This window comes from Pseudorhodoplanes sp., assembly GCF_059499825.1.
Window position 1 is genome coordinate 172560 of record NZ_JCABZI010000020.1, and the last position, 21969, is coordinate 194528.

Consider the following 21969-nt stretch of genomic DNA (forward strand, 5'->3'; position numbering starts at 1 on the left):
AGGCTGGGAGCTCTACCCCTTGGTGCTGACGACACGAGCATTAGCCGCGATTGACCTTCTGCCACACGGCCTCGTTCAGCGGCGGCAGCTTGGTCAGAATCCCCATCTCGACGGAGCGCTTCCAGAGGATGTCGATCGCTTTCACGTCGTCGGGCAGCAGCGTCACCGGAAACTCCGAGAAGCGCGTGAACCAGGCCTTGAAGAAGGCCGGATCGGTCTGCGTATCCTTGCCGACAGCGGCGAAGACCTCGTCCTGGTTGGCAAGGGCGTAGTCCACTGAGGCGCGCAGTACGCGCAGAAACTCCTCGTAAAGCGCCGGCTGCGCGTCGAGCTTGTCGCCATATCCCGCGAGAACGGCGGAGACCATGCGGACGCCGAAGCGCTGCGTCATGTCGCCGGCCGTGCGCGCAATCGAGATGAACTCGCCGGTCTTCTGCGCCTGGAATGCCTGGGCATGGATCAGTGTCGCCGCATCGACTCGGCCTGCCGCCAGCGCAGCCGGCATGGCGGGTGCCGGCATTTCGACAAGTTCGATGTCGCCGCCACGCTGTGCGACGTTTAAGCCGTGCACATCGGCGAGCGCAATGCGGATGAGCGTCGTCCCGGCCGAGCCGATCGCGTAGATCGCAAGCTTCTTGCCTTTGAGATCGGCGGCGGAGCGGATCGGGCTGTCGCGCTTGACCCAGATATCGGAGCCCTCGCCAGACATGTGGTAACGCAGACCAGTGCCGATGATGCGCAGATCGAGCCCGCGCTCGCGAGCGCGGGGTACCGCTATGGCGGCGGTCTCGATCACGTCGTAGCTGCGTGCGGCAGTCGCCTGGATGAGCGCCGCAATATCGAGCGGGGTGCTCTCTATCCGCAAGGACGGTGACGTCACCTTGCCATTGCGCAAGGCCCAGAGCGCGGCCTCGTGCGACGGGTCTGCGAGATAGCCGAACTTGAGTGTCGTGGCCTGGGCCCGCGCGGCCGTGGCCAGCGGCAGGGTCAACCCCATGCCCAGCGCCGCGCGCCTTGTGAAATCCTGCTTCATGCCGTGATCTCCTCGTGCTCGGATTCGCCCATCTCTTTGAACAGTGCGGCCAGTTCGGCACGCATTTCGCGCAGCGATGCGTCGCTCTCGACGTCGCGCGGGCGTGACGCGGTTATCATGAGCGTTCGTTCCACGCGTGCGGGCTTGGGTCGCAGCACGATGATGCGATCTGCCAGCATCAGCGCCTCGTCGATGTCGTGGGTCACGAAGACGACCGTCTTGCCGGAGCCCTGCCAAAGCTCGACGACCTGCCGTCGCAGGCGCGTGCGGGTATTGGGATCGAGCGCGGAGAACGGTTCGTCCATCAGAATGATATCAGGATCGAGGGCGAGGGCCCGCGCAATGGCGACACGCTGCTTTTCGCCGCCGGACAGCGCAACGGGCAGCTTATACCCGTCCTGTCCAAGACCGACGCGCTGCATCTGCAGCAGCGCGCGTTGTTCACGCTCGGCAGCGGGCATCGCCGGTATACGCAGTTCAAGCCCGAATGCGGCGTTCTCGAGCGCGCTCTTCCACGGGAGTAACCGCGGCGACTGGAAGACGTAGGCGATCTGATCCCAGGCACGAGCCGGCGGCGCACCTTTGATCCGGATGTCCCCGCCCGAATGCGGCATCAGATCGCCCATCAGCCGCAGTGCGGTGGACTTGCCGCAGCCAGACGGCCCGAGGAGGCAAAGGAACTCTCCCGCTTCGACCTGGAAACTCAGGTCCTCATAGATCGTAGAGCCGGCAATCCGAAGCGCGACACGATCAAACGAGATGGCGGGTATCAACATAAGAGCGCACCAATTTTACTAAACCGTATCGTATTGAAGACAGACGCCGCTTAGCTGTCAAGACGTTTATCGGCGAGAAACGACGTCGATCCGGCAAGAGGTGGGCCGAGATAAGCCGACGAGCCTCAATCCTCCCGTATGGCGCAACCTGCCACGCAGCCTTGGGCTTGTAGACATCGAACGGATCTGACACTGGCCCATCCAGAGAATAGCCCCAATCTGCGCCGATGCCGTTGAAAAAGTCGTCATTGCCGCGGGTATGAAGTCCTGATTCAGTTCTTTCTTGGGCGGAGGGCGCCGCGATGATGGCAAACAGCGGGTGGCGCAAGAGCGCTGTTCTACGAGTTCAGCCTGGAGCGTCACGTTCCGGCTGATCATTGGGCGCGAGCCATCGACCGCTTCGTCGATCTTTCCGATATCCGCGCGCATCTGCGTCCGTTTCCAGAACGAGATACAAGGCCGCCCGCAATGCTCTGGCGACGCGGTTCAAGGACCGAATGCTCGGGGTCGTCACCCCAAGCTCGCCCGTGCGTTCGGACGGCTCGAGCCAAAGCCAGGTGTCGAGCGCGAGCGCGGCCGCAAGCGCAGCCGGCAGCCCCCCTCTTCCAAAATCTCCAGCCAGCGCGCGAACAGCCCGGTGGCGTCATAGCCGGGATCGCGCAGTCGCAGGGTCTTGCGGCCTTCGTTGCTGTCGGCGCTGTGTGCCTTTCTCGGGCAGCAGGATCGCGAGGGCATCGGCGCCAGGCTCGAACGCTGGTGCAATGGCGCACCGTTCGGCTGGGTTCTGGATGCCGAGGAAGACGCGATCGCGCTCGACGCCAGCTTCATCGGTTTTGACATGACCGACGTGCTCGACCACCTCATCGTGCGGATGCCGCTGATGATGGTGCTGTTTCATCGCGTCGAGCAGCTCATCGACGGCCATCGCATCAGCATAGGCATCGACAAGTTCTGGAAGGTCCGTGACCGATGCCAAATCGCTTTTGGGAATGGCGCGCGCGGAGAATAACTCCCTATCTTAAAGTCAAGCGGACGATTTAATCCTTTTGATGCCGGTCGTTGCCACATGGGTCACGAGGGGCAAGAGACGTCGATAACGGCGTCCAGACAAAAAGGGGATAGTCATGAACCGCCGCGAACTTATCGCGGGAGCCGCTGCGCTCCTGCCGCTGGCCGCGATACGCCAGGCGGTGGCCCAAGGCGCAACCGAGGTGGTCATCGGGGCGATCTACCCGATGTCCGGCAACAATGCGCAGATCGGTCTCGACACCAAGCATGTCTACGAGACCGCGCTCGACCTTATCAACAACATCAACGACCTCAGGCTGTCAACGGCGCGCGGAAATGGTTTGGCCGGGCTTGGCGGCGCCAAACTTCGCCTGGTCTTCGCCGACCATCAGAACGATCCGCAGAAGGGGCGGGCAGAAGCCGAGCGCCTGATCACGCAGGACAAGGTCGTGGCCGTCATCGGTTGCTATCAGTCGGCGGTGTCTGCAACAGTCAGTGTCGCCTGCGAGCGGTATGGCGTGCCATTCATGTGCGCCGAATCCTCTTCGCCGAGCCTGCACCGGCGCAATCTCAAATATTTCTTCCGCGCCTCCCCTCATGACGAGGGCTTTACGCTGGGCATGTTCGACCTAATGGACGCACAGAAGCGTCGCGGCCATCGCATCGAGACGATCGCGATTTTCGCCGAAGACACCATCTTCGGCACGGACTCCGCCAACGTCCAGCGCAAGCTTGCGGCGGAGCGTGGGTACAAGATCGCCGTCGACATCAAGTACAAGGCGAGCTCGCCCTCGCTGACGGCCGAGGTCCAGCAGCTCAAGAGTGCCAACGCCGATGTTCTGATGCCGTCGTCCTATACAACCGATGCGATCCTGCTGATCAAGACCATGGCCGATCTCGGCTATCGCCCGAGGAACATCTTGGCGCAAGCGGCGGGTTTCTCCGAAAAGGCGCTCTACGATGCAGTCGGTGACAAGCTGCGCGGTGTGGTCACCCGCGCCAGCGCGTCGCTCGATCTCGCGCCGAAGCGGCCCGCTATCACGCCTGTGAACCAACGCTACCGCGCCCGCTCGGGCAAGGACCTCAACGACAACACTGCGCGCCAGTTCATGTCGCTGCTCGTCCTCGCAGACGCCATCGACCGCGCCAAGTCGACCGATGGGGAGAAGATCAGGTCAGCGCTCACCGCAACTGATATCCCCGGCGACCAGACGATCATGCCCTGGTCGCGCGTCAAGTTCGGGGAAGACGGGCAGAACGCATTTGCCGACGTAGTGCTCCTGCAATGGGTCGGCGACAAGTTCGTCACGATCTTCCCGACGGAGGTCGCTATCGCCGAGCCGATCTGGCCGATGTCGTCTTGAACGCCTGAGGACCAGATCGATGACATCGCAGGCAATCCTTCAGGTGCTCGCCAGCGGGCTTCTGATCGGCCTCATCTATGGACTGATCGCCGTCGGTCTCTCGCTGATCTTCGGGCTGATGGACGTGGTGAACTTCGCTCATGGCGAGTTCCTGATGATCGCAATGTACGCGACGTTCTTCCTGGTCGTGACGTCGATGGTCGACCCGATCCTGCTCACGCCTCTCGTGGCCGGGCTTCTGTTCGTCGTCGGTGCAGCGTCGTATGTGTTCATCGTCAGGCATGCGCTCCGGGCGACGGCGAATACGGGGATGGTCCAGATCTTCGCCACATTCGGGCTGGCGACATTCCTGCAGGGCGCGGCGCAGTACTTCTTCACGCCTGACTATCGCAACATCGGCAACTCGTGGCTGGGCGGCAAGACGCTGGAGATCGGCGGCATATTTCTGCCTTGGCCGCAGATCTTCGGCGGCGCGGTGTCGATCATCGTGTTCGGTGGTCTCTATCTGCTGATGTCGCGGACGGACTTCGGCAAGGCGCTGGAAGCGACCCGCGAAGATCAGGGCGCCGTGGCGCTGGTCGGTATCGACCGGAATCGCGTCTTCATGTTCGGCTGGGGTCTGGGAGCAGCGTTGGTCGGTATCGCCGGTGTCGTGCTTGCCACCTTCTACTACATCCATCCCCAGGTCGGGGCGACCTTCGGCCTGATCGCCTATGTCACCGTCGCGCTCGGCGGCTTCGGCAGCGTCTTCGGCGCACTCGCTGCGGGCGTGATCGTGGGGCTGGTCGAATCGGCGACGACATTCGTGCTGCCCCCATCGATGAAATCGGCCGGCATCTACGCACTGTATCTTGCCGTCGTGTTCGTCAGGCCGAGTGGCCTCTTCGGGAAACTGTGATGACCTCGACCCCATCTTCCGAAGCGGTGGTTGCGGCCGTAGACCGGTTCTCGACCAGTCGCCAGCGGCAGCTCGTCTTCGCAACCGCCGTCTTCGCCGTCATCGCCCTGCTGCCGCTGGGCATCCGCGACGTCTACCTGCAAAACGTCATCATCTTGACATTGCTTTACGCGGCTGTGTCACAGAGCTGGAATATCCTTGCCGGCTATTGCGGCCAGATCTCGCTTGGTCATGCGCTCTATTTCGGTATCGGCGCCTATGCGACGACCGTGATTTTTTCCAAATTCGGCCTGGTGCCCTGGGGCGGCATGCTCTTCGGCGGTCTCCTGTCCGCGCTGATCGCGCTCGGCCTTGGTTACGTCTTCTTCCGGCTCAAGGGGCACTATTTCGCGATTGCGACGATCGTGGTGGCCGAGGGCGGACTGCTGATCATCCACAACTCGGATTACCTCGGCGCGGCGATGGGAATCCAGTGGCCGTTCGGGCCCGATTCATGGTGGACGCTGCAATTCGCCCGCAACAAGTTTCCCTATCTCTATTTCGCGCTCGGCCTCGTCATCGTGACTTGGTTCGCGACCTTCCTGATTGAGGATTCGCGCTGGGGCTATTGGTGGCGGGCCGTGAAGGACAATCCCGAGGCGGCCGAGAGCCTCGGCGTGCGCGTGTTCAAATCCAAGATGGCCGCAGCCGCGCTGTCGGCGTTCTTCACCGCGGTCGGCGGCGGATTCTATGCAGCTTTCGTCTCCTACATCGACCCTGAAAGTGTCATGAGCTTCCGCTTTTCCCTGCTCTTCGCCCTGCCGGCCGTTCTAGGCGGTCTTGGCACATTGTGGGGGCCTCTGCTCGGTGCCGCGATTCTGATCCCGCTCACCGAGATGACCCGCAGCTATCTGGGCGGTTCGGGTTCAGGGATCGACCTCATGATTTATGGCGGCCTCATCGTCGTCGTGGCCCTGGCGCGGCCGGAGGGGCTTGTCAGTTTCGTCAGCCAGTTCGGCCGCGGACGGCCTGCCGGGACGCAGGAGGCCCGGCTGTGAGCGATGACGTCATTCTGAGAACCGAGCATGTGACGCAGCGCTTCGGCGGCTTGCTGGCGAATTCCGACGTCTCGATCCAGGTGAAGCGTGGCGAGATCCTCGGCCTGATTGGTCCGAACGGCGCCGGAAAATCGACGTTGTTCAGTGCCGTGGCCGGCATGCGCAGGCCGACATCCGGCACTGTTCTTTTTGAAGGGCGGGACATCACCGCGCTGTCGGCTCCGGAACGCTGCGAACTCGGCATCGCCCGAACGTTCCAAGTGCCGCGCTCTTTCGACTCGATGAACGTGGTCGAGAACGTGATCGTCGGCTCGTTCGTCCGCAACCGAAGCGCAAGTGCAGCGCGCCGGGCAGCGCTTGAGGTGCTCGACTATGTCGGGCTTGCCCATCGTGCGACAATCGAGGCACGGCTGCTGACGCCGCCCGAAAAGCGGCGGCTTGAGGTGGCCCGCGCGCTGGCGACCAGGCCGAAGCTTCTGCTGCTCGACGAGGTTCTCACCGGCCTCACGCCGCAGGAGGCGCGCCAGGGCGTCGAGCTCGTCCGCCAGGTCCGGCGCGACGGCGTCACCGTCGTCATGGTCGAGCACGTCATGGAGATCGTCATGCCGCTGGTCGACCGCACCGTCGTGCTGCATCTCGGTAAGAAACTCGCCGAGGGAACGCCGGCGGAGATTGTCCGCAATGACGAGGTGATCGGCGCCTATCTCGGGGAGCGTCACCGTGCTGCTTGAAGTCGCCTCTCTCGATGTCGCCTATGACGGCATGATTGCCATAGCCGGCGTCTCGCTTGAGGTCGCCGAGAACGAGATCGTCGTCGTCGCCGGCGCCAACGGCGCCGGTAAATCGACCTTGCTGAAGGCGATCGCTGGCATGGAACGACTGCGTTCGGGCTCGGTCACCTTCAATGGTGAGCGGCTGGACAGTTTGCCGGCGCATCAGATCACCGCGCGCGGCGTCGCCTATGTTCCCGAGAATCGTCGGCTTTTTCCGAGGCTCTCGGTCGAGGACAATCTACGCCTGGGCAGCTATCTCCACCGGGGCAAGCCCGACCGCGACCAGCCGCTCGAGCAGATATTTACCCTGTTTCCCAGGCTCAAGGAGCGCCTGCCCCAGCGCGCCGAGACATTGTCGGGCGGCGAGCAGCAGATGCTGGCGATCGGGCGCGCTTTGATGACCCGGCCCAAACTGCTGATGCTCGACGAGCCGTCGCAGGGCATCATGCCCAAGCTCGTCGACGAGATCTTCGAAGCGGTCCAGACCATCCGCAAGACGGGCGTGACGATCCTGCTTGTCGAGCAGCGTATCGTCGAGAGCCTCGAGATTGCCGACCGGGCCTACATCCTGCAGACCGGCAGGATCATGCTGTCCGGCCAGGCCGCCGACATCCGCGACAATCCGGATGTGCGCCGGGCCTATCTCGGCATCTGATGCAAAGCGGCATTCCTGGACACCGATCCATGCGGACAATCGATCTCAATTCGGATCTGGGCGAAGGCTACGGTGCCTATTCCATCGGTGACGACGCGCAAATGCTGTCCATCGTCACCTCGGCCAATGTCGCCTGCGGGTTCCACGCGGGCGACCCCGAGATCATGGCCGACGTCTTCCGGATCGCGCGAGAGAACGGCGTCGCCGTCGGCGCGCATCCCGGGTTCCCGGACCTGTGGGGCTTCGGGCGTCGTCGCATGCCGTATTCGGCGAGCGAGATCGAGCGGATCGTCGCCTACCAGATCGGCGCGGCACAGGCGCTCGCGGTCTATGCCGGCCATCGCATCACCTATGTGAAGGCCCATGGCGCACTCGGCAACATCGCCGCGGCCGAGCCGGAGATCGCGGCTGCGGTGGCGCGCGCCATCAAGGCGGTCGATCCGTCGCTGCGGCTGACGGCGATCGCCTTGAGCGAACTTGTTGGTGCCGGTCGGGCGCAAGGCCTCGATGTGATCCACGAAATCTTCGCCGACCGTGCCTTCGGCGAGGATCGCCAGCTCGTGCCGCGTGGCAGGCCCGGTGCCATGATCGAGGACGCGCAGCAGGCGGCGGCCCATGTCCTTGCCATGGTCGAGGCCCGGGCCGTGATCACCATCGACGGCACGCGTCATCCCAGCCCCATCGATACGATCTGCGTCCATGGCGATTCTCCCCATGCGGTTGCGCTCGCGCGCGGCGTCCGGCAGCGTCTCGAGGCCGCTGGCGTCGTCGTTCAGTCTTTCGTGCCGACCTCCGTCTGACAGGAAACTCCAGCCATGGATCTGAAGCGGGTCGCAAAGCTGATCGACCTGATGGCGACGTCACCCCTGGTCGAGCTCGAAATCGAAGGTGGCGACGGACGCATCAGGCTGGTGAAGCGCGGCGCAGCCATCGCTGCCGCTGCGCCAGGGGCCGATGCCGGCTCGCACCGGCTCTCCATCGTCGAAGCCTCGCCGGCAGTCACTGCAGCCGCTGACGTAGCCGGCGGCATCGTGGTTTCCCCGATGGTCGGCACGTTTTACCGCGCTGCGGCGCCGGGCGAAGCCCCCTTTGTCGCGGAGGGCGATGCCGTCGAGTCCGGGCAGACGCTCGGCCTCATCGAGGCGATGAAGACGCTCTGCAAGATTCCGGCGGAAACCTCGGGCCGCGTGCGGCGCATCCTCGCCGCCGATGGGGCCGCCGTCGACGAGGGCCAGCCCTTGTTCGAGATCGCGTGACGTGACCGACAGCATGTACGGGCCGCCATGTTCGACACTGTCCTGATCGCCAACCGTGGCGAGATCGCCCTGCGCATCCAGCGGGGCTGCCGGCGGCTCGGCCTGCGCTGTGTCCAGGCCTTCTCCGAGGCCGACCGGGACGCGCCTTATGTGCGTCTCGCGGATGCGAGCGTCTGCATCGGCCCGGCGCCATCCGCAGGCAGCTATCTCGACAAGGACGCGTTGCTCCTCGCGGCGCGCGCGGCAGGCGCCCAGGCCATTCATCCCGGCTACGGCTTTCTCTCGGAGAACGCCGATTTCGCGCAGATGATCGAGGAGGAGGGACCGGTCTTCCTCGGTCCGCCGGCTTCGGCCATCCGGACGATGGGCGACAAGATTTCGGCCAAGCGCGCCATGATCGCAGCCGGCGTGCCCTGCGTGCCGGGCTATGAGGGAGGGTTGGAGGCCGACGAGACGAGCCTCGCCATCGCCCGCCGCGTCGGCTTTCCGGTCATCGTCAAGGCAGCCGGCGGCGGCGGCGGGCGCGGCATGCGCATCGTTCGCGACGAGAGCGAGCTCATCGGCGCGATCGCGATGACGCGCGAGGAGGCAGGCAGGGCCTTCGGCAACCCGACGGTCTACCTGGAACGCTTCCTCGAGAAGCCGCGCCATATCGAGATCCAGATCGTCGCCGACGCGCATGGCGATTGCCTCTGGCTCGGCGAGCGCGACTGCTCGATGCAGCGCCGCCATCAGAAAATCCTCGAGGAAGCCCCGGCGCCTAGCGTGCCGCGTGCGCTGATCGTGCGGGTGGGCCGGCGCTGTGTCGCGGCCTGCAAGGCGATGGGCTATCGCGGCGTCGGCACGTTCGAGTTCCTCCACGAGGACGGCGAGCTCTTCTTCATCGAGATGAATACGCGCCTTCAGGTCGAGCACACGGTGTCCGAGATGGTCACCGGGCTCGACCTCGTCGAGCTGCAGCTGCGTGTCGCCCTGGGCGAGCCCCTGCCGCTGGGCCAGGACGATGTCCGCCGCGACGGGCATGCCATCGAATGCCGCATCAACGCCGAGGATCCGGTGACGTTCATGCCCTCAGCCGGGCGCATCGGCTTTTGGCACGCGCCGGGTGGTCCCGGGATCCGGGTCGATAGTCACGTGACCTCCGGCTATGTCGTCCCGACGCACTACGATTCGATGATCGCCAAGGTCATCGCGCACGGCGCGACCCGAACCGAGGCGATCGCCCGGATGCAAGGCGCGCTCGCCGAGCTGGTCGTGGAGGGGATCAAGACCAACATTCCGCTGCACCGTAACCTGCTCGCCGATCCGGACTTTGCCGCAGGCGGCGCCTCGATCCACTTCCTCGAACGACGCAGGAAGGTGGATCGCGCATGATCGAACCGCCGCTCTACATCAGCCGGATGGGCGAGGCCGCTTTCCTGCTGGAAAGCGGGCGGACGCTCGACATGGCGGTCCAGCATCGCGTTTGGACCCTAGCCGGGCGCGTCGCCGCCTGGCCGTCGGTCGTCGAGGTCGTGACCGGGGTCAACAACCTGCTGGTCTTGTTCGATCCCTTCGCCGAAGACGTTGCCGATCTTGAGGACGCGCTGCGAAGCGCCTGGTCGGATGCGGAGGGCGAAGGTCCGACCGGCCGGCTCATCGAAGTGCCGGTGGCCTATGGCGGCGCTTTTGGCGAGGATCTCGCCGATCTGGCCGCTCATGCCGGTCTCTCACCGGACGATTATGTGGCGCGCCATAGCGCAGCGGAGTACCGGGTGCTGGCCATCGGTGCCGTGCCAGGTTTTCCCTATCTCTCGGGCCTAGACCCTGTTCTGGGCAAACCGCGCCGCGACGTGCCGCGGGTAAGGGTGGGAGCCGGTGCGGTGATGGTGGGAGGAGTCCAGGCCGGCATCCTGCCCGTTACGACCCCGTCGGGCTGGCATATCCTCGGCCGCACCAGCCTGACGCTCTTCGATCCCTCCGCCTCGCCGCCCGTGCTGCTGGCGCCGGGCGACCGTCTGCGCTTCATCGTCGAGAGCTTCGAGCCATGACCGACGTCCCGGCTTCGATCGAGGTCCTGGCATCTACGCCCCTGGTCACGGTCCAGGACCTCGGTCGGCCAGGCCGGCGCGCCTTGGGCGTCGCGAGCGCCGGCGCGATGGACGCGCTCGCGCTGCGTGTTGGCAATGCGATGCTCGGCAACGCACCCCAGGCGGCGGCGCTGGAGGCGACCCTCTCGCCACTGCGCCTGCGCTTCCGGGCCGCCACGTCCTTCGCCTTAACTGGGGCCGATGGCGAGGCGCGCCTCGATGGCAGGGCAGTGCCGCCCTGGTGGACGATGCGGGCGGAGGCCGGCTCCGAACTCGTCCTGCGCGCGCCGCGGGGCTGCCTGCGCGCCTACGTCGCACTTGCCGGCGGCATCGCGTCCGAGCCGGTGCTCGGCGCGCGAAGCACCGATGTGAAGAGCAGCTTCGGCGGCATCGAGGGGCGCGCCGTCGCGGCTGGAGACGTGTTGCCGCTTGGTCCGGGAGGGTCGCTCGAGGGATTGGAGGGCGGTTTTGGCGTGCTGCCTCCGCAACGCGTGCTGGCGGATCCGGCAGCACCGGATTGCGAGAGCGACGTCACCGTGCGCGTGCTGCCGGCGGCGGAGTACCGGTTCTTCACCGAGGCCTCGCGCGAAGCCTTGTGGTCGACGCCCTAGACGATGCGGCCCGACAGCAACCGCATGGGCCTGCGGCTGGCAGGCGTCGATCTGATCGCAGCAGAACGGCACGAGCTTTTGTCGCATGGCATCCTGCCCGGTGTGGTCCAGGTGCCGCCCTCCGGCCAGCCGATCATCCAGGCCGTGGAGGCCAATACATGCGGCGGCTATCCGAAGATCGGCGTCGTCATCGGAGCCGATCTCTGGCGCCTCGGGCAGCTTCGCCCGGGCGGCCGCCTGCGCTTCGTCGAGACGCGTTGGGACGCCGCGCTCGATGCCCTGCGCGAGCACGACCTCTATCTGGCGCGGATCACGCGCGCGGTCGCGCTGGCCCGGCGGCTTTCCCTGCGCTCCGCGACCGGGAGATCGGCATGAATCTAAGCGACCTTGCCGAACTTGCCTGTCGGATGGCGGAGCGTGGCATCGACGAAATCGAGATCTCCAGAGACGGCATGCGTCATCGTCTCGTGGTGGAAACGACTCCGGCGCAGAGCGGCCTAACTCCCATCTCACTCGCCCCGGCAGACATTTCATGGCTCACCGCACCGGTGCCGGCCCGCTTTCGACCGGCCCATCCGGCTCGCGCTCAGCCCGAGCTGGAGCGGGGTGCCGATGTCTCGGCCGGCGACATCGTGGCATATCTGGAAGCCGGCGATCTGGTGCTTCCCGTTCTCGCGGCGGTCGGTGGAAAGGTCAGCGATATCGCAGCGCGCGATGGCGACCTTGTGGGCTACGGAAGCAGGCTGATCGGCCTGACCGCCGACCCCGGTTCATCTTCGGACTAGCCCCACGCGACCGAGGCGGAAAAACCCGTCCCGTCGGACCTCATCGATTTTCTGACGGCTTGCATCGGCTAAGACGATGCCGTCGCCGGTATCGCAGTCGGCAACCCCGCGCGGCTCTACGGCTTCGAAGACGAGCCCGGGTGAGCTTGCGTCCTGTTCGTCGATCAATGCCGGATTTCGGCCAGGAATTTGCGTGCGCGTTCCGTCTGCGGGGATGCGAAGAAGCCCGAAGGGGTGCCCGTCTCGACGATCCGGCCATGGTCCATGAACCAGACCTCGCTGGCGACCTCGCGGGCGAAGCCCATCTCGTGGGTGACGCAAACCATGGTCATGCCGTCGCGGGCCAGGTCCTTCATGACCTGCAGCACTTCGCCGACCATCTCGGGGTCGAGCGCGCTCGTCGGCTCGTCGAACAGCATCACCGGGGGCTGCATCGCAAGCGCCCGGGCGATGGCGACGCGCTGCTGCTGGCCGCCCGAGAGATGATGGGGATAGCGGTCGATCCGCTCCGCGAGCCCGACCCGCGTCAAAAGTTGCCGGGCCCGCTTGCGAGCCTCCTCGCGCGACACGCCCAGCACGCGGCTCGGCGCGATGGCGACGTTGTCGAGAACGCTGAGATGCGGGAACAGGTTGAACTGCTGGAACACGAAGCCGATCCGGCTGCGCATGCGGTTCACATCCTTGCCCCGCAGGGCGTGGACGTCGATGCCGTCGATGACGACCCGGCCCTTGTCGATCGGCTCGAGCCGGTTGATCGTGCGGATCAGCGTCGACTTGCCGGAGCCCGAAGGCCCGCAGACGACGACCACGGATCCGGCGTTGACCTCGGCGGTGACGCCGACGAGCGCATGATAGCCGTCATACCATTTGTCGATGTTCTCGAACGTGATCATGCGGCATTCCCTTGCAAGGCGGGTGCGTTGCGCAGCCTGGAGGTCCGGTGCTCGATGAGGCGCGCGACCGAGGTCAGGGTGAAACAGACGGCGAAGTAGATCGCCGCCAGGATCAGGAAGACCTCGAACGGCTTGGTCAGCATGCGGTTATTGATCTGGTTGGCGGCGAATGTCAGCTCCTGGACGGCGATGATGTAGCCGAGCGAGGTTTCCTTGATCGTCGACACGAACTGGCTGACCATGCTCGGCAGCATCGTGTAATAGACTTGGGGAAGCACGATATCTCGGGTCGATTGGGCGGAGCTCATGCCCAGTGCGCGCGAGGCTTCGAATTGACCCTTCGGCAACGACTGGATGCCGGCGCGGATGATCTCCGAGAGATATGCGCTCTCATACAGGATCAGCGCGGTCAGCAGGGTCCAGAAGCCCGGGATGGGCCTGCCGATGAGGGCCGGCAGTGCGAAATAGGCCCAGAAGACAGCCATGACCGGGGGCAGCCCGCGCACGAGATAGACCAGCACCGCCGCCGGCCTGCTCAAGGCCGCAGACCCGCTGGTGCGTGCGAGTGCAATCAACGTCCCCAACACGAAGGCCGCCGCGATCGCGGATACGGCCAGGATCAGCGTCATCGCCAGACCGCCGAGCGGTCCGTGGGGGAACTGCCCGATAAGGAGCAGCTCCCAGTTCGCGCGCAGGATCTCCCACATCGTCAGCGCCTCGCGATGCTGAGGCGACGATCCAGCAGGGATCCTGCCGCCATGATGGTGAAGGACACGGCGAGATAGAGCACCGTCGCGACGGCGAAGGCCTCGAAGGTGCGGAAGGTCGCGCTTTCGATCTCGCGGGTCCGATAGGTCAGTTCGGCGACGCCGATCGCCATGGCGAGGCTGGTGTTCTTGAACAGGAGGAGCGTCTGGTTCGTCAGGCCGGGCAAGGAGACGCGGAAGGCCTGCGGCAGGATGATCAGGCGCATCGACGCTCCGTAGCCGAAGCCCATCGCCGTGGCGGCCTCGTACTGCCCCTTGGAAACCGAGCGCAGCCCGCTGCGCAGATCTTCTGAGATGTAGGCGGCCATGCACAGGCCCATGGCGATGCCGGCGAAGGCGAACTCGCTACCGCGGTCGTTGATCCAGTCTGAGATGCCGTTTGGCAGAAGGGCAGCGACGCCGAAATACCAAAACAGGATGTGCACCAGCATCGGCACGTTGCGCTGGAACTCGACATAGGCCGCGATGACGCTGCCGAGCACGCGCCCCCCGGCAGCGCGCGCCACGGCCAATGCGATCCCCAGTCCGAACGCGATCAGGCCGGACCACAGGGTCAGGCCGAGGGAGGTCAGGATGCCATGCCAGATCCAGGCGCCGCCGTCGGCGGCGAGGATCTTCGAGAAGTCCAGCGCATAGCCCATTCCCGATCTCCCTCTCGCGACAGGTCAGGTCCGGGGTTCGATCTTGAATCCCCGGGTCAGCTTATAGAGCGTGTTCGGTCCGAGCCATTTGGCGAAGATCGCATCGGCCTTGCCGGAGGTCTCCATTCCGGCCAGCGTCTTGTTCACGGCCTCGAGCAGTGGCTTCTCGCCCTTGCGCACGCCGACGCCCCAGGGCTCGCGCATCAGCGAGGGCTCGAGGATCTTGAAGCCCGAGCCGGCCTGGTCGCGAAACTTCACAAGCAGGATCTCGGAGGCGACGAAGCCTGCGACCTTGCGCTGCTGCAGGGCAAGGAAGGACGACGGCGCATCCTGAAAGGTGACGGTCTGCGCGGTCGGGATGCCCTGCTTCACCGCGATCTCGGAGGTCGAGGCCTTGATGGCGCTGATGCGCTTGCCTGCCAGGTCGCCGGCGACGGTCTCGCCATCGCCCTCGCGGACCATGACCTTCTGCTGGCTGACATAGTAGAAATCGCTGTAGTCGATCTGCTCGGCCCGCTCGGGCGTGTAGCCCAGATTGGCCGCGACGACGTCGACGCGCCCCTGCGACAGCTCGGGAATGCGGGCCTCCACGGCCAGCAGCTTGAGTTCGAGCTTCACGCCGATCGCCTCGGCGATGGCCTGGCAGAAATCGACGTCGTAGCCGACCGTCTGGCGACTCGCCGAATCCTGGAAGCTGAAAGGCTCGGCCGTGCCGAGTGTTGCGCAGATCAGCGTACCGCGTTTCTTGATGTCATCAAGCTGGTCGGCATGGGCTGCGGTAGCCGCGACGACGGCAAGCATCGATGCTCCTAGGACAAGCGCTTTCATGGGTTTCTCCTCAATGGATTCATGGGTCGGCAGGTTTTGGTCAGCTCAACGTCGCGCAGGCCTCGCGAAGCTGGGTGCAACCGGCTTCGATGGCTTCGAGCGAGGTCGCGAAAGAGATCCGGACATACGGGCTGAGTCCGTAGGCGCCGCCGTCGACGACGGCGACGCCGCCCTCGCGCAGGAAGAACATGGTCACGTCGAGGTCGCTGCCGAGCATGTCGCCCTTGAGCGTGCGCTTGCCGATGAGCCCGCTGACATTGGGATAGACGTAGAATGCCCCGTCGGGCCGCGCGCAGGTGATTCCCGGCACCGCCGCGAGCAGCTCGACGACCCGGTCGCGGCGCTGTTGGTAGCTGTCACTGGCGCGGCGCACGAAGGCCTGGTTGCCCGTCAACGCGGCGACCGCCGCCGCCTGGCTGACCGAGGATGGGCAGGTCGTGCTCTGCGAGAGCAGGCTGGTGATCGTCCTGATCAGGACCTGCGGGCCGGTGGCATAGCCGATCCGCCACCCGGTCATGGCGTAGGCTTTCGAGACGCCGTTGATCGTCAGCGTCCGGTCGGCCAGCGAGGAAGCGACCTGAGCGAAAGAGGCGGCCAGCCTGCCGTCATAGACGAAGTGCTCGTAGATCTCGTCGGTCATAACCAGCACCTGCGGGTGCCGCTCCAGAACCGCGGCAAGCGCAAGGATCTCGTCTGCCGTATAGACCGCGCCCGCGGGGTTGTTAGGCGAGTTGAGCACGAGCCATCGGGTGCGCGCCGTGATGGCTGAAGCCAGCCGGTCCGGCGTCAGCTTGAACCCGACATCCTCGCCGCAGGCCACGAACACCGGCTTGCCGCCGTTCACGATCGCCATGTCGGGATACGACACCCAATAGGGTGCCGGGACGATCACTTCGTCGCCCTCGTCGAGCGTGGCCGCATAGGCTGCGAAGATGAGCTGCTTGGCGCCGCAACCGACGGCAATGCTGTCCGCATCGACGACGAGGCCGTTCTCCCGGGCGAACTTCTCGGCAATCGCCGCACGCAATTCCGGGGTTCCGTTCGACGCGGTGTAGCGCGTCTCTCCCGCCATCGCCGCGCGCATCGCCGCCTCGGTGATGTGGCGCGGCGTGTCGAAATCCGGCTCGCCGATGGTGAAATCGACGATCGTGCGGCCCTCGCCCCTGAGTTTGATGACGAGCGCCCTGGCGGCCATGCTGGGCGACGGCTTAATGCGCGACGGCCGGCTGGCGATGGCGATCCCGGTGGTGGTCATGACGTTGCTGCTCCCTGCTCAGACCTTGATGCCGAGACCTTCGAGGACGCCGTGCAGCCAGGCCTGCCGTTCGGCGCCGTTCGCGATCTCGTCCATGATCGCCTGTTCGGCACGAGCCTTGGCCCGGGCTGCGTCGATGACGGCGTCGAGCCGATCGCGCGGAAAAGCGACGAGCCCGTCTTCGTCGCCCACGACCACGTCGCCGGGATTGACCACCTGCCCACCGATCGAAACCGGCACACCGACACGCGCGGGCCCCGATTTGTAGGGGCCGCGATGGACGACGCCGCGCGCGTAGCAGGGGAAGTCGCCCGACGCGAAGGTCGCCACGTCACGGATGGCGCCGTCGACGACGAAACCTGCGCAACCGCGGGAGACCGCATACGCCCGCATCAGGTCGCCGCAGAGGGCGTTGTTGAGGTCGCCGCCGCCGTCGACAACGAGCACATGGCCCGGTCGCATCACGGTCATCGCCTGGTACATGCCCAGATTGTCGCCCGGACGCGTCTTCACCGTCAGCGCCGTGCCGACGAGCTTGCCCGACCCGTTGTACCGCATGAGCCCCGTGACGCCGGTGAGCCGGTCGAGGTGGTCGCTGATCAGCGGCGTCGCGAGTTCGCGGAGGGCTTCGGCGTCCGAAGCCTCCAGCACGGCCGGCAAGGCGCCGGCGGCCATGACTGTACTGCTCATTATTCAGCCTCCTTCGCCACCGTTCCCATGTTTCAATCTCAGAAAAAAGCGACTAAAACTCTCAGAGAATGATCGCTTTTAGCGATGATCGGAGCCCGTCAGTGATCACGTTGAAGCAGCTTGAAGCTCTGCGCTGGATCGTTCTTCTCGGGAGCTTCGAGAAGGCGGCAGAGCGGCTGCACACGACGCAGTCGGCGATCTCGAAACGTATCCAAGAGCTGGAAACCGTACTCGACACCGCCGTGTTCGACAGAAGCCAGCGAGGAGCACGCCTGACGGTCAAAGGGCAGGCGATACTCGCGGCTGGCGAGGAGATGCTCGAGCTGCGCGACAAACTCGTCGACGTGGCGACGGGCGCTAGGGTGCAGATACGCCAGCTCCGCTTCGGGGTGACGGAGCTCACCGCCCTGACTTGGCTGCCAGACCTCGTCACGGCGATCAAGGACGCGCTTCCAGAGGTGCGTCTCGAACCGGAGGTCGAGCAGAGCGTCGATCTGTTCGAAAGGCTTCGGAACGGCACGGTCGACTTCATCGTCGTGCCGGATGCGTTCTGGCATCAAGACATCCGCAGCGTGCCGCTGGCGGTCGTCCAGAACGGCTGGATGTGCAGTCCGACGCTGTTTCGCGAACGTCACATGATCCCGTTGGCCGAACTGGCGCGGTACAGCATCCTGACCCAAGGGAGCCGCTCGGGCTCGGGCCTGATCTTCGACAAATGGCTTCGGCAGTCCGGCACCCTGATTCCGCATCTGATCAGCAGCAACAGTCTCGTCGCCCTGGTCGGGATGACCATCGCGGCGATCGGCGTGAGCTATCTGCCGCTGCGCTGCTTCGAGGGCCTCATCAATCAGGGCCGTCTACGGATCGTCGAGACCGATCCGTCTTTGCCACCGGTGACCTATGTCGCGATGTTCCGCAACGACTGCCCCGAGGCGCTCGTGGATCTCGTCCTTGGCATCACCCGGGCCACTTGCGATTTCACGCATGCGATCAGCTGGGCCTAAGTGTGCAGAGCCATCTGCACGTAGCCGCGCTTGACCGACCTCCTTTCTCGACGCGCTCGCCGGTTCGACGCTCGTCGTCGATTTCGCGGAGGGTGATCTGCGCACCCGGCTCCTGCATGAGCTCGGACAGCGGCTGCCGGAGATCAACAGCCCGGTAGCCATGGCGCCGGTGGGCGTGCTGGCGGGCCGCAGCGAGCATGACGGCGAGATCCGCCCCCTGCGCGACGTCCCCTTCGGCCGCATCATCGACTCCATTACCGATGTTATCGCCAATGCAAGAGATGAGGGCGAACTCGCCCCGAGGCCCCGGCACGCGAATTAGCCATGATGATCCTCAGGGCGCTGGTGAAAGAGCGCGCGCTGTTGGGACGCGACGTCACCGTAAAATTTCTGGAGACGGTCGTCGACGCCGCGCTGCAGGGGTGGTGGCGCTCCCCAAGGCAAACGAGGGGCCGGTCCTGAAGCGTGTCATTTCAGGGGCGGCTCCTATAGGGTCAGGACTCGTTGATCAGAGCTAGAAGATGACGATGGCTGCGAGTGCGATGGCGGAGAAGAAGACCGTTGGGCATCTGTCGTATCGGGTGGCGACGCGGCGCCAGTCCTTGAGGCGGCTGAACATGATCTTGATGCGGTTGGGGCTTTTGTATCGGCGCTTGGCGTATTTGATGGGCTCAGTGCGAGATTTTCTTCCCGGAATGCATGTTTTGATGCCCTTTCCCTGAAAGGCATCCCTGAACCAGTCGGCATCATAACCACGGTCCGCGAGTAGCCATTGTGCTTTGGGCAGATCATCCAGCAAAGCTGCAGCGCCGGTATAATCGCTGCTCTGGCCAGCGGTCATGAAGAAGCTGAGCGGGCGGCCGTTTGCATCGGTGACGGCGTGAAGCTTCGTGTTCATGCCGCTTTTCGTGCGGCCGATCAGCCGCCCAAGACCCCCTTTTTACCCTTAGGCTCGATGCCGTGCGGTGCGCCTTCAGGTAGGTTGCGTCGATCATGATCGTCTTCGGATCGGCGCCCGCGGCAGCCAGCCCTTCCATCATACGGACGAAAACACCCATCTGGCCCACCGCTTCCACCGGTTGTAGAGCGTTTTGGCTGGACCATATTCCCTGGGCGCGTCCCACCAGCGCAACCCATTGCGATTGACGAAAATGATCCCGCTCAACACCCACCGATCATCAACGCGCGGCTTGCCGTGGCTCTTGGGGAAATGCCGCTGCAGACGCGCCATCTGCTCATCCGTCAGCCAGTAAAGGTCGTTCATCCTCAGTCCTCAAAGAACCTGAATCAGATCGCGCCTCTCACATCAATGGGTCCTGACCCTGAATTAAATTCAAACCAGACGGAAATTTCATATTAAATTCGGGTTAACAATAGATATTTTTAGAATCAACAACGCGTGCAACTAACGGGATTTTGTCGATAGCCAATCGAGAATCGTTTCCGTCGTCGAACTGAAATGTTCGTTCAGGATCCGGCTGGCTGTTTCTAGGTCGCGCGCCACGACGGCCTGCGCGAGCGCCTGATGTTCGGATGCGATATCGCGGGTGCCGTGGACCAAAGTATGGCAGAGGCGACGATAACGTTCTGACTGATCGAAGAGTAGCTCTCGGATTCGCAAGAGCCAAGGGCTCAAGCATCCTGCGACGAGCGCGGAATGATAAGCGCCGTGGGCTGTGGCCCACGCTTGCGACGGCGCTCCCATGTCATCATAGGTCGGCGTCCGGGAAAGCTCGTGCAACGCCGCGAAAATCCGACCTTCCCATGCAATCGAGCCGTGCGTCATCGATTCGCGAAGAGCAATCGACTCGATCTGGATGCGCGTCCAGGTGATATCTCTCAGTTCATCGGCCGAAACCTCCGAGACCCGGAAGCCGTATTGCGCTTTTGCGGTGACTAGGCTTTCGGCGGTGAGGCGCGACAGCGCTTCGCGGACTGCTCCCGGATTGACGCCCAACTGCTCGGCTAGAGTGCCGATCCGCAATTTGGCGCCTGGGGCCAGAATGCCTTCGACGATGTCCCGACGCAGTCGAATGACAGTTGCCTCGGTAAGGCTGCCGGATGCTTGTGTCTGCCGGCTATCCAATAAAACGCTCAATTCCTCGCTCCTGCGATCTCGGCATCCTATCATTCCAAAGAAGCGAAAAAAATCTTTTTTTATTGACCACCTCATATTTTTATCGCATCAGTGGGCAGAGAGCAAAGGCGTCATTCATGATTGAAGCGCGGGCATTTATGTTCGGGGACATGCCGAAGCAGGGCCTGATGGAGGGCCTGTTCGAGCGGACCGCTCTGCGGACGAACGATTCGCTGGTGACGTTCAACTGGTTCCAGCCGGGTTTTCCCAGGCAGGCCTTGCATCACCATCCGTTCGATCAGTTGGCGCTGATCATCTCGGGAACGCTCAAGCTGCAGATCGGCGACAAGGAGATCGTGGCCGGCCCAGGAAGCGCCGTATACATCCCCCCCGACGTTCCACATACGGGCTGGCCGGTCGGTGACGAAGTCGTCTTCAACATCGATATTTTCGCGCCCGCGCGCGCAGATTACCTGTTCCTGGCGCTGAACCAATCGGATTGGGGCCCCACCCCCGATGCCGAGCAGAGCGCGCCGTTCATTTCGACGGCCAGATAGGGCCGGCTTACCTACGGATACCGTGGTTTGCATGATCGTGCAGGCCGACGCGTCCCACATATCTGCTTCGAGGAAAACAAAATGCGCCTTTCAACATTGACCCGGGATGGGAAATCGTTTGTCGCCGTGCGAACGGCGGTTGGTCTCGTCGATTTGTCGCTTGCCGAGCCCGGCGCGCCCAAGGACATCCAAAGTATCCTGCAGGGCGGATCGGAAGCGCTCGCCGGAATCAAGGCGGCGGTGGCCGCCGCTCCGAGAGAGGCCCTGCTGGACCCGGAGAAGGTGACCTGGGCGCCGCTGATCGCTCACCCCGGCAAGATCATCTGCGTGGGCTTGAACTACAGGGATCACACGATCGAGAGCGGTTTCGTGCAGCCGAACTATCCGACGCTGTTTGCTCGCTTCTCGTCGAGCCTCGTCGCCCATCGCGAGCCGATCGTGCGTCCTCAGCTTTCGGATCAGCTCGATTTCGAGGGGGAGCTTGCGGTCATCATCGGCACCGGCGGTCGCCGTATTTCCCGGGCCCAGGCACTCGACCATGTCGCCGGCTATTCGCTGTTCAACGATGCGTCGGTACGCGACTACCAGACCAAGAGTCCTCAATGGACGGTCGGCAAGAACTTCGACGGCACAGGGGCCTTCGGACCCGAGCTCGTCACGGCCGACGAATTGCCGGCCGGCGCTGCCGGCTTGCAGCTGACCACGCGGCTTAACGGGAACGTCGTGCAGAATGCCTCGACAAACGATTTGGTCTTCGATGTCGTCGATCTGATTACTATCATCAGCGAAGCTATTTCGCTGCACCCCGGCGACGTCATCGTCAGCGGCACGCCTGCCGGTGTCGGCTTGGCGCGCAAGCCGCCGCTGTGGATGAAGCCCGGCGATGTCGTCGAAGTCGAAGTCGAGGGGGTCGGCATACTGTCGAACGCCATCGTCGATGATGTCAGTCTTGGCGTTGCCGCGTAATATGATCGAATAATAAAAAGCGGGGA

At 64.2% G+C, this 21969-nt stretch carries 26 protein-coding genes and 2 pseudogenes; 17 read left to right on the top strand and 11 right to left on the bottom strand.

What is annotated here, in order from left to right:
* Positions 1-40 precede the first annotated feature (40 nt).
* From AC5I5I_RS24855 to AC5I5I_RS24865, 3 genes are read right to left on the bottom strand one after another with little or no spacing between them, the layout of a single operon-like run.
* Positions 41-1033 carry an ABC transporter substrate-binding protein gene (locus tag AC5I5I_RS24855; RefSeq protein ID WP_495977655.1) on the bottom strand — a complete coding sequence of 331 codons (993 nt, stop codon included), beginning with the start codon at positions 1031-1033 and terminating at the stop codon, positions 41-43.
* Complete coding sequence (locus AC5I5I_RS24860) at positions 1030-1809, bottom strand: ABC transporter ATP-binding protein (RefSeq protein WP_495977657.1); 780 nt, start codon at positions 1807-1809, stop codon at positions 1030-1032. Before AC5I5I_RS24860 ends, AC5I5I_RS24855 begins: the two co-directional genes overlap by 4 nt.
* A complete protein-coding gene (locus AC5I5I_RS24865) occupies positions 1784-2137 on the bottom strand; it encodes a hypothetical protein (RefSeq protein WP_495977735.1) in 354 nt (117 codons plus the stop codon). The genes AC5I5I_RS24860 and AC5I5I_RS24865 overlap by 26 nt, the downstream gene beginning before the upstream one ends.
* Before the next feature lie 357 nt (positions 2138-2494).
* Between AC5I5I_RS24865 and AC5I5I_RS24870 the strand changes: the two genes are divergently transcribed.
* The 12 genes and pseudogenes from AC5I5I_RS24870 to AC5I5I_RS24925 all read left to right on the top strand — a co-directional run bounded on the left by AC5I5I_RS24870 (position 2495) and on the right by AC5I5I_RS24925 (position 12265).
* Complete coding sequence (locus AC5I5I_RS24870) at positions 2495-2818, top strand: hypothetical protein (RefSeq protein ID WP_495977659.1); 324 nt, start codon at positions 2495-2497, stop codon at positions 2816-2818.
* A 115-nt stretch (positions 2819-2933) separates the two neighbouring features.
* Positions 2934-4181 (top strand): ABC transporter substrate-binding protein, encoded by a 1248-nt coding sequence (locus AC5I5I_RS24875; protein ID WP_495977661.1) that lies wholly within the window; start codon positions 2934-2936, stop codon positions 4179-4181.
* 19 nt (positions 4182-4200) lie between these two features.
* Positions 4201-5079: a branched-chain amino acid ABC transporter permease gene (locus AC5I5I_RS24880; protein ID WP_495977663.1), complete on the top strand. Its 879-nt coding sequence runs from the start codon at positions 4201-4203 to the stop codon at positions 5077-5079.
* Entirely contained in the window at positions 5079-6116 is a 1038-nt protein-coding gene (locus tag AC5I5I_RS24885; RefSeq protein WP_495977665.1) for a branched-chain amino acid ABC transporter permease, read from the top strand. Before AC5I5I_RS24880 ends, AC5I5I_RS24885 begins: the two co-directional genes overlap by 1 nt.
* Entirely contained in the window at positions 6113-6847 is a 735-nt protein-coding gene (locus tag AC5I5I_RS24890) for an ABC transporter ATP-binding protein (RefSeq protein ID WP_495977667.1), read from the top strand. Before AC5I5I_RS24885 ends, AC5I5I_RS24890 begins: the two co-directional genes overlap by 4 nt.
* Positions 6848-6878: 31 nt before the next feature.
* Positions 6879-7544: an ABC transporter ATP-binding protein gene (locus tag AC5I5I_RS24895; RefSeq protein ID WP_495977731.1), complete on the top strand. Its 666-nt coding sequence runs from the start codon at positions 6879-6881 to the stop codon at positions 7542-7544.
* 29 nt (positions 7545-7573) lie between these two features.
* Positions 7574-8344, top strand: a complete 771-nt coding sequence (locus tag AC5I5I_RS24900; protein ID WP_495977669.1) for a LamB/YcsF family protein — start codon at positions 7574-7576, stop codon at positions 8342-8344.
* Positions 8345-8359: 15 nt separating this feature from the next.
* The gene (locus AC5I5I_RS24905) at positions 8360-8800 is read left to right on the top strand and encodes an acetyl-CoA carboxylase biotin carboxyl carrier protein (RefSeq protein WP_495977671.1); all 441 of its coding nucleotides are present in this window, start codon (positions 8360-8362) and stop codon (positions 8798-8800) included.
* A 27-nt stretch (positions 8801-8827) separates the two neighbouring features.
* Positions 8828-10174, top strand: coding sequence for an acetyl-CoA carboxylase biotin carboxylase subunit (gene accC / locus AC5I5I_RS24910; protein WP_495977673.1), 1347 nt, complete (start codon positions 8828-8830; stop codon positions 10172-10174).
* Complete coding sequence (pxpB, locus tag AC5I5I_RS24915; protein ID WP_495977675.1) at positions 10171-10830, top strand: 5-oxoprolinase subunit PxpB; 660 nt, start codon at positions 10171-10173, stop codon at positions 10828-10830. Before accC ends, pxpB begins: the two co-directional genes overlap by 4 nt.
* Positions 10827-11855: pseudogene (locus AC5I5I_RS24920) on the top strand (5-oxoprolinase subunit C family protein). Before pxpB ends, AC5I5I_RS24920 begins: the two are co-directional and overlap by 4 nt.
* Positions 11852-12265 (top strand): acetyl-CoA carboxylase biotin carboxyl carrier protein, encoded by a 414-nt coding sequence (locus AC5I5I_RS24925; RefSeq protein ID WP_495977677.1) that lies wholly within the window; start codon positions 11852-11854, stop codon positions 12263-12265. The pseudogene AC5I5I_RS24920 and the gene AC5I5I_RS24925 overlap by 4 nt, the downstream one beginning before the upstream one ends.
* Before the next feature lie 164 nt (positions 12266-12429).
* On the opposite strand, the gene AC5I5I_RS24930 is transcribed toward AC5I5I_RS24925, so the two are convergent.
* Genes AC5I5I_RS24930 through AC5I5I_RS24955 form a run of 6 tightly spaced genes read right to left on the bottom strand, consistent with a single transcriptional unit; the run spans position 12430 to position 17324 of the window.
* On the bottom strand, positions 12430-13158 hold the full coding sequence (locus AC5I5I_RS24930; protein ID WP_495977679.1) for an amino acid ABC transporter ATP-binding protein: 729 nt from the start codon (positions 13156-13158) through the stop codon (positions 12430-12432).
* On the bottom strand, positions 13155-13865 hold the full coding sequence (locus AC5I5I_RS24935; protein WP_495977681.1) for an amino acid ABC transporter permease: 711 nt from the start codon (positions 13863-13865) through the stop codon (positions 13155-13157). Before AC5I5I_RS24935 ends, AC5I5I_RS24930 begins: the two co-directional genes overlap by 4 nt.
* Before the next feature lie 2 nt (positions 13866-13867).
* A complete protein-coding gene (locus AC5I5I_RS24940; RefSeq protein ID WP_495977683.1) occupies positions 13868-14566 on the bottom strand; it encodes an amino acid ABC transporter permease in 699 nt (232 codons plus the stop codon).
* A gap of 24 nt (positions 14567-14590) precedes the next feature.
* Positions 14591-15394 carry an ABC transporter substrate-binding protein gene (locus tag AC5I5I_RS24945; protein ID WP_495977685.1) on the bottom strand — a complete coding sequence of 268 codons (804 nt, stop codon included), beginning with the start codon at positions 15392-15394 and terminating at the stop codon, positions 14591-14593.
* 40 nt (positions 15395-15434) lie between these two features.
* Positions 15435-16649 (bottom strand): aminotransferase class I/II-fold pyridoxal phosphate-dependent enzyme, encoded by a 1215-nt coding sequence (locus AC5I5I_RS24950; protein ID WP_495977687.1) that lies wholly within the window; start codon positions 16647-16649, stop codon positions 15435-15437.
* 18 nt (positions 16650-16667) lie between these two features.
* On the bottom strand, positions 16668-17324 hold the full coding sequence (locus AC5I5I_RS24955) for an RraA family protein (RefSeq protein ID WP_495977689.1): 657 nt from the start codon (positions 17322-17324) through the stop codon (positions 16668-16670).
* A gap of 116 nt (positions 17325-17440) precedes the next feature.
* On the opposite strand from AC5I5I_RS24955, the gene AC5I5I_RS24960 reads away from it, so the two are divergent.
* The 3 genes from AC5I5I_RS24960 to AC5I5I_RS24970 all read left to right on the top strand — a co-directional run bounded on the left by AC5I5I_RS24960 (position 17441) and on the right by AC5I5I_RS24970 (position 18805).
* Positions 17441-18343: a LysR family transcriptional regulator gene (locus AC5I5I_RS24960; RefSeq protein ID WP_495977691.1), complete on the top strand. Its 903-nt coding sequence runs from the start codon at positions 17441-17443 to the stop codon at positions 18341-18343.
* Between the two features lie 160 nt (positions 18344-18503).
* Entirely contained in the window at positions 18504-18665 is a 162-nt protein-coding gene (locus tag AC5I5I_RS24965) for a hypothetical protein (protein WP_495977693.1), read from the top strand.
* 2 nt (positions 18666-18667) lie between these two features.
* Positions 18668-18805 (top strand): hypothetical protein, encoded by a 138-nt coding sequence (locus AC5I5I_RS24970; protein WP_495977695.1) that lies wholly within the window; start codon positions 18668-18670, stop codon positions 18803-18805.
* Between the two features lie 52 nt (positions 18806-18857).
* Here the strand turns inward: AC5I5I_RS24970 and AC5I5I_RS24975 are convergent.
* Together AC5I5I_RS24975 and AC5I5I_RS24980 are read right to left on the bottom strand one after the other, a co-directional pair.
* A pseudogene (locus AC5I5I_RS24975) lies at positions 18858-19607 on the bottom strand (IS5 family transposase).
* Positions 19608-19748: 141 nt separating this feature from the next.
* Positions 19749-20441: an FCD domain-containing protein gene (locus tag AC5I5I_RS24980; protein ID WP_495977697.1), complete on the bottom strand. Its 693-nt coding sequence runs from the start codon at positions 20439-20441 to the stop codon at positions 19749-19751.
* Positions 20442-20557: 116 nt separating this feature from the next.
* On the opposite strand from AC5I5I_RS24980, the gene AC5I5I_RS24985 reads away from it, so the two are divergent.
* Together AC5I5I_RS24985 and AC5I5I_RS24990 are read left to right on the top strand one after the other, a co-directional pair.
* Entirely contained in the window at positions 20558-20977 is a 420-nt protein-coding gene (locus AC5I5I_RS24985; protein WP_495977699.1) for a cupin domain-containing protein, read from the top strand.
* 81 nt (positions 20978-21058) lie between these two features.
* Complete coding sequence (locus AC5I5I_RS24990) at positions 21059-21943, top strand: fumarylacetoacetate hydrolase family protein (RefSeq protein WP_495977701.1); 885 nt, start codon at positions 21059-21061, stop codon at positions 21941-21943.
* Positions 21944-21969: the final 26 nt, after the last annotated feature.